Origin of the sequence: Phenylobacterium sp., assembly GCF_046590535.1 — a bacterium.
Taxonomy (GTDB): Bacteria; Pseudomonadota; Alphaproteobacteria; order Caulobacterales; family Caulobacteraceae; genus Phenylobacterium.
In genome coordinates, this window is sequence record NZ_JBKJTG010000008.1 from 25,331 (window position 1) to 31,872 (window position 6,542).

Annotated in this window: 7 protein-coding genes; 4 read left to right on the top strand and 3 right to left on the bottom strand. The window is 68.2% G+C overall.

Features of this window, described 5'->3' with window-relative positions:
* Window positions 1–18: 18 nt before the first annotated feature.
* Window positions 19–873 (bottom strand): SMP-30/gluconolactonase/LRE family protein, encoded by an 855-nt coding sequence (locus ACLL81_RS00450; protein WP_411286380.1) that lies wholly within the window; start codon window positions 871–873, stop codon window positions 19–21.
* Between the two features lie 157 nt (window positions 874–1,030).
* Between ACLL81_RS00450 and ACLL81_RS00455 the strand changes: the two genes are divergently transcribed.
* From ACLL81_RS00455 to ACLL81_RS00470, 4 genes are all read left to right on the top strand, one after another.
* Window positions 1,031–1,270: a hypothetical protein gene (locus ACLL81_RS00455; protein ID WP_411286381.1), complete on the top strand. Its 240-nt coding sequence runs from the start codon at window positions 1,031–1,033 to the stop codon at window positions 1,268–1,270.
* Between the two features lie 126 nt (window positions 1,271–1,396).
* Window positions 1,397–2,701 carry a family 1 glycosylhydrolase gene (locus ACLL81_RS00460; RefSeq protein WP_411286382.1) on the top strand — a complete coding sequence of 435 codons (1,305 nt, stop codon included), beginning with the start codon at window positions 1,397–1,399 and terminating at the stop codon, window positions 2,699–2,701.
* A complete protein-coding gene (locus tag ACLL81_RS00465; protein ID WP_411286383.1) occupies window positions 2,698–3,786 on the top strand; it encodes an aldose 1-epimerase in 1,089 nt (362 codons plus the stop codon). The genes ACLL81_RS00460 and ACLL81_RS00465 overlap by 4 nt, the downstream gene beginning before the upstream one ends.
* 137 nt (window positions 3,787–3,923) lie before the next feature.
* The gene (locus ACLL81_RS00470) at window positions 3,924–4,196 is read left to right on the top strand and encodes a hypothetical protein (protein WP_411286384.1); all 273 of its coding nucleotides are present in this window, start codon (window positions 3,924–3,926) and stop codon (window positions 4,194–4,196) included.
* A 10-nt stretch (window positions 4,197–4,206) separates the two neighbouring features.
* On the opposite strand, the gene ACLL81_RS00475 is transcribed toward ACLL81_RS00470, so the two are convergent.
* Both ACLL81_RS00475 and ACLL81_RS00480 read right to left on the bottom strand, forming a co-directional pair.
* Window positions 4,207–6,291 (bottom strand): response regulator, encoded by a 2,085-nt coding sequence (locus tag ACLL81_RS00475; RefSeq protein WP_411286385.1) that lies wholly within the window; start codon window positions 6,289–6,291, stop codon window positions 4,207–4,209.
* On the bottom strand, window positions 6,291–6,542 hold a 252-nt coding region (locus tag ACLL81_RS00480), incomplete at its 5' end, for a response regulator (protein ID WP_411286386.1). The genes ACLL81_RS00480 and ACLL81_RS00475, both read right to left, overlap by 1 nt.

Consider the following 6,542-nt stretch of genomic DNA (forward strand, 5'->3'; position numbering starts at 1 on the left):
CGCGGGTTCAGTCGTACATCACCCGTCGAAGAGCGGCAGCGCCAGCCCTTTCACGCCCGGCTCGAAGGCGAACAGGCCGCCGGCCAGGGGCTGATCCGCCCGGGCCTGGGGCGACAGACCGTCCCAGGCGCTGGTGACGTAGAGGGTGGCGAGGTCGGGACCGCCGAAGGCGCAACTGGTGGGCTGCTCTACGGGCATTTCGACGATGCGGTCGATGGTTCCGTCCGGCGCGTAGCGCACGATCCGCCAGCCGCCCCATTGGGCGTTCCAGAGGAAGCCGTCGGCGTCGATCGCCGAGCCGTCCGGGCTGGCCGCCTGGCCACGGGTGTGGGCGAACACCCTGCGGTCCGCAAGCGCCCGGGCGTCATGGGCGAAGATCGTCTGCAGCTTGGAATCCGCCAGGTAGAGCGTGGTGGAGTCGGCGCTGACCGAAATGGTGTTGGCGATATGGATTCCGCCCAGCACCCGTTCGGTGCGTCCGCCGGGATGGGTGCGGTAGATGTCGCCCGGCCGCGCCCCACCGTTGTCATCCATGGTGCTCCACCAGAAGCGGCCCTGCGGATCGATCTTGCCGTCGTTGGTGCGGAAGCCGTCGCCGAACTCGAAGGGCTGGACGACTTCAAGCGTGCCGGCGGCCGTGTCGAACGCCGCCAGACCCTTTTCCGTGGCCAGCAACAGCCCGCCGCCGGCTCGTGGGGCTGCGGCGCTTGCGCGCATTTCCAGTGGCCAGGACCCGGTGCGGCCGGTGGCGGGCGCGTGCCACGACAGGCGTTTGCCCTTGATGTCGAACCAGTAGAGCCGCCCCTCGCGAGCCGCCCAGCAGGGACCTTCTCCAAGGCGATCAGAGGCTTCGACCACAAGGCGCACGTCCATCGGATCTCCCACACTCACGCTAGCCGGCGAATCGCGTGGATGTTTTTGCGAACACTGCTGTCGCAGCCCTGCGACATCCTGACGTCGGCGTTTGGGTTCCGTTCAGAGTCTTGGGACCACTATCCTAATCGAAAGAATCGGGAGGGGATCCCAAGCAATGTCGGCGCCGAGTTATTCTGACCTGTTCGCCATCCGCCATGAGCGGGACTATGACGAGGAGATCGCCGTGGGCGACCTCGTCAGCACCGGCCCAAACCTGTTCCCGCATTTCGAGGTGGTGGCCGTGCATGGGGACAAGGCCTGGGTGAGGAACGTCTCAAACGGATCCGACCACTTGGCCCTTGTCGGGCGCTGCCGGAAGATCAATGGCCAGCCCTACGCCGTCGCCGCCGAATAGGCCTTCCCTCGGTCGGGTCGCCGGCCGAAACTCTTTGAACCCAGCCGGCCAGCCTGGAGTTTTCCAGCTATCCGGGGCGGGCCTGTTCGCGCGGCTATCTGAGAGGATGCGCCAATCACCGCCTTCATGTTCGCCACCGGGATCGAGAACTCGATCCCCAAGATCCAGAACGGCAGCATCCGCGTCGACCAGATGGAGTCGTGCGGCCACTATCGGCACTGGCGAAAGGACTTCGACCTGGTTGAGGAGCTGGGCCTGAAGTTCCTTCGCTACGGCCCGCCGCTGCATACAACCCTGATCGGCCCCGAGCAGCACGACTGGGAGTTCGCCGACGTGGTGTTCGGCGAGTTGCGCCGCCGCGACATCGTGCCGATCGTCGACCTCTGCCACTTCGGCGTTCCGGACTGGCTGGGCGACTTCCAGAACCCGGACTTCCCGGAGATCTTCGCACGGTATGCCGCCGCCTTCGCCCGGCGCTTCCCGTGGGTGCAGCTCTACACCCCGGTCAACGAGATGTTCATCTGCGCCCAGTTCTCCGCCAAGTACGGCTGGTGGAACGAGCAGGGCACCACGGACCTGACCTTCGTCACCGCGATCAAGCACATCGTGAAGGCCAATGTGCGGGCGATGCAGGAGATCCTGAAGATCCGCGCCGACGCGATCTTCATCCAGAGCGAGTCCTCGGAATACTTCCACGCGGAGAACCCCGCCGCCATCAAGCCGGCCGAGATCGAGAACTCCAGGCGCTTCCTGTCGCTGGACCTCAACTATGGCCACCGCGTGGACTCGGAGATGTACGAGTACCTCATGGACAACGGGATGACCCGGGAGGAGTACCACTTCTTCCTGGGCAACTCCCTGCATCACCACTGCATCCTGGGCAACGACTACTACTGGACCAACGAGCACCGGGTCTCCGCCGACGGCGGCAGCCGCGCCTCGGGCGAGATCTTCGGCTACTCCGAGATCACCCGGCAGTACTACGAACGCTACCGCCTGCCGGTGATGCACACCGAGACCAACATCGCCGAGGGACCGAACGGCGACGAGGCGGTGAACTGGCTGTGGAAGCAATGGGCCAACGTCTTGCGGGTGCGCAACTCCGGCGTGCCCACCGTGGGCTTCACCTGGTACTCGCTCACCGACCAGATCGACTGGGACGTGGGCCTGCGCGAGGTGAACAACCGGGTCCATCCCGTCGGGCTCTATGACCTGAACCGCGAGATCCGCCCGGTAGGCATCTGTTACAAGCAGCTGATCGCCGACTGGGGCGAAGTGCTGCCCACCCAGAGCGTCTGCCTGTCCGTGCCCATCGTGAAGCCTTCCGAATACCAGGAGCCGGCGTCCGAGCGCCAGCGGGCCGAAGCCCGCCAGCTGCGCGCCGGGGAGATCGCCGACAACATCCAGGGCGACGCCGCCGCCAGCCGATGAACCGGCCACCACAGATCGGCGGGGCGCCGCCCGTCACGATCCGGGGCGACCCGCCACCGCACGGCCCCGCGTTCCTGGCCGCCGACATCGCGCCGAGCCGCGGCATGATGCTGTTGCAGGCCAGGCTGCGCCTGCCCTCCGGCGAGGTCGTCGACGCCCTCACTTCCCCTGCGCCGGCCGACGCTGCGCGGACGCTGGACGGCGGCCCGGCGGACTTTGCGGGGAACCACGCCTTCAGCTTCGGCGGCGCGATCCTGGCGCCCTACGCCAACCGCATCCGGGGCCGCGCCGTGCCGGAGCGGCGAGAGATCGAGACGCTGGTGGACGGCAAGATCATGCGCCTGCCCCGCAACTGGGGCGGCAAGGCCACAGGCGCCGAGCAGTACGCCATGCACGGCCTGATCCTGAACGCCGCGGTGACGGACGATCAGCCCGGCGCGGACATCCTGACCGGGACCCTCGATGCCGGCGGGTTCGCCGGGCGCTGGCCCTCGCGCACCGAACTCACCTTCGAATGGCGGATTGCGCGGGGCGCGCTCAGCCTGAAGATCACCGCGCGCAACACGGGGACCGAAGTGCTGCCGATCGGTCTGGGCTGGCATCCCTACTTCGCCCTGCCAAGCGGCGACCGGCGCCAGGCGCGCCTGCGGCTGCCGGCGGCCAGTCGGGTGGAGATCAACGACTATGACGAGGTGCTGCCCACCGGCCGGCTGCTGGCCGTGGCGGGGACACCCTACGACTTCAGCGCCGAGGGCGGCGCCGCGCTCGGCGGCCTCTATCTGGATGACTGCTTCACCGACCTGCAGCGGGAGGCCGGCCTGGCGGTGGCGGAGGTGGTCGATCCAGCGGCTGGCCTCGGCCTGCGGATCACCTCGCCAAGCGCGCGGGTGAAGGCCATCCAGGTCTATGCGCCACGGGACCGGCCGTTCGTGGTGGTGGAACCGCAGTTCAACCTGGCGGACCCCTATGGGGCCGTCTGGCCGGAAGGCCGGGACACCGGGATGGTGCGTCTCTCCCTCGGGGAGACGGTCAGCTACGAGGTGCGGGTCGAGCCCTTCGCCCTAGATCCTATCCGGTTCAAGTGAGTAATTTGAACCGGATAGGGTCTATCTCCAAGAGTTAAGAGCATCACGGGCGCCGCAACCGGTATCCACTTTCGGTTGTCACGCCCTGGGGAACCCGGCCCACCCCTGACGGTTACGGGAGCCAACCCGAGGCGTCCATGCAACCGGCCGACACCACCCCCGAGCACGGCGGCGAAGTCATCGACTTCGACGAAGCCCTGCTCTACGCCTGCGCGGCGGACGAGCGCGCCGACCTGATCGCCGAGGCCGAACTGCTGGCAGGCGCCTTCGCTCCCGATCGCCGGGCCGACGAACTGGAGGCCATGGCCATGAGCCTCTCGGCCGGAACCCGCACTCCGGCTGTGGAGCGGGCCCGCGCGCGGCGGCTGGCCGCGGCGCTGCGTCGCCTCGCCAAGACGCCTCAGACCTAACGTCTAGGAGCTACTTGGCCGTCGCGGCCTGCGGGCGGCCGCCCCGGCGCCGGCGGTCGCCGCCGTCCAGCAGCTTGCGCAGCATCGAGGCCAGATGCGCGGTGTCGTAGGGCTTGTCGAGCAGCGGGAACTCGCTGCCCTCCATCACCTGACCGTCGCCGACGAAGCCGGAGGTCAGCAGCACGCGCAGGCCGGGGCGCAGTTCGCGGGCGGTGCGCGCCAGGCTGACCCCGCTGAGGCCGCCAGGCATCACCACGTCGGTGAACAGGAGATCGATGGCCGCGCCAGCGTGGATGATGGCCAGGGCCTCGCTGGCGTTGGTGGCGGTGGTCACCTGGTAGCCCAGGCCAGTGACGATATCGAGGGTCAGGGCCAGGACCGTGGGATCGTCTTCCACCAGCAGGATCTTCTCGGACCCGCCCACCAGATCCCGCGGCGTCGCTTCGCTCTTGACCGGCTGCGCCGTGGCGCTGGAGCCGGGCAGCAACAGGCGAAAGCAGGTCCCTTCGCCCACGGTGGTCTCCAGCTCCACCTCGCCGTCCGACTGGCGGACGAAGCCATAGACCTGCGACAGGCCCAGGCCTGAGCCCTTGCCCACCTCCTTGGTGGTGAAGAACGGCTCGAAGACCCGTTCGCGAACCTCAGGGCTCATGCCGGAGCCGGTGTCGCGGACCTCGATTAAGACCCGGCCGAGGCCCTCTGCGGACAGCTCCCGTCGGGTGACGACGCTGAGCAACCCGCCCTCCGCCATGGCGTCGCGGGCGTTGACTGCCAGGTTCAGGAGCGCGGTTTCGAGCTGGGTGGGATCGACGTGAGCGTTGAGCGCCTCGTCCGCCAGATCCAGGTCGATGGTTACCGCCTCGCCCACCGCCTGGCGCATCAGCGGGGCGAAGTCGCGGATCAGCCCGTTGATGTCGAGGGTCACGGGGCTGAGGTGCTGGCGGCGCGAGAAGGCCAGTAGCTGGCGGGTCAGGTCGCGGCCGCGCTCGGCGGCCTGGCGGATGGCGTCGATGCGGCGGCCGCGGCGGGCCTCGTCCTCGGTCTTGCGGGCCATCATGTCGGCGTTGCCCAGCACCACGGTCAGCAGATTGTTGAAGTCGTGGGCGACGCCGCCGGTGAGCTGGCCGACCGCCTCCATCTTGCGGGCCTGGGCCAGCTGTTCCTCTAGGCTGCGGCGGTCGGTGGAATCCAGGATCACGCCGAATATCTCCCGCGGGGCGCCCTCCTCCCCCGGCGCGACAACGCCCTGGTCATGGAGCACCCGGTACTGGCCGTTGGCGCACAGCCAGCGGAACTCGCACGAATAGCTGCCGGCCTTGACCGCCCCCTCGATGGCTTCCACCACGCGGGCCACGTCGTCGGGGTGGATGCGGCTGGCGCCGAACTCCGCTTCGTCGACGAAGCGGCTGGCGGGGAAGCCGGTGATCCCGAAGATGGATTCGGAGACGAACTGGGGCGCGAACGGCGGCTCGATGCCGCGCGAGGTGAAGACGATGGGCAGGGAGCGCAGGATCGCCTCCTGCCGGGCCTCGGTGCGGCGCAGGGCCTTCTCGGTCACCGCCGCCTTGGCCTTCACCCGGTCATGCTCGTCCAGCAGCCATTGCTGATAGGCGGACTGGCGCTTCACCTCCTCGGTCTTCAGATAGAGGTCCACCAGGACCGTGACCTTGGACTTCAGGATGAAGGGATCAACCGGCTTGAAGACTACGTCCACAGCGCCCGCGGAATAGGCCTGGAACACGTGCGCCTCGTCGCGGAAGATCGCCGTCAGGAAGACGATCGGGGTGTCCTTGCAGCGCTTGCGCGTGCGTATCAGCGCCGCGGTCTCATAGCCGTCCATCCCCGGCATGTGCAGGTCCAGGAGGATGAGGGCGAAATTCCCGGTCAGCAGGCGGCGGAGCGCGTCCTCGCCGGAGCGGGCGACCACCAGTTCGTGGCCCAGCTCTTCCAGAGCCTGGACCGCCGCATAGGCGTTGCGCTCATCATCATCGACGATGAGAATCCGGGCCTGAAGCGGCGCGCCCAGGTCGGGCGGCGCTTGAGGCTCCGCCCGACTGGTTCGCTTGCGGGAGCCGGCGGTGGTGGCGCGGGCCATCAGCTGGCTTGCGGCATCAGGACGACGGTGTCCCCGACCAGCTTCATCGCATCCGCTCGCTGGATCGAGACCCGCAGGACCGAGACCAGGTGGTCGATGTCTACCGGCTTGGACACATAGTCCGACGCGCCCGCCTGGATGCACTTCTGGCGGTCGCCCTTCATCGCCTTGGCGGTGACGGCGACCACCGGCAGGGTGGCCAGGCCCGGACGGGAGCGGATCTCGCGGATGGTCTCGTAGCCGTCCATGTC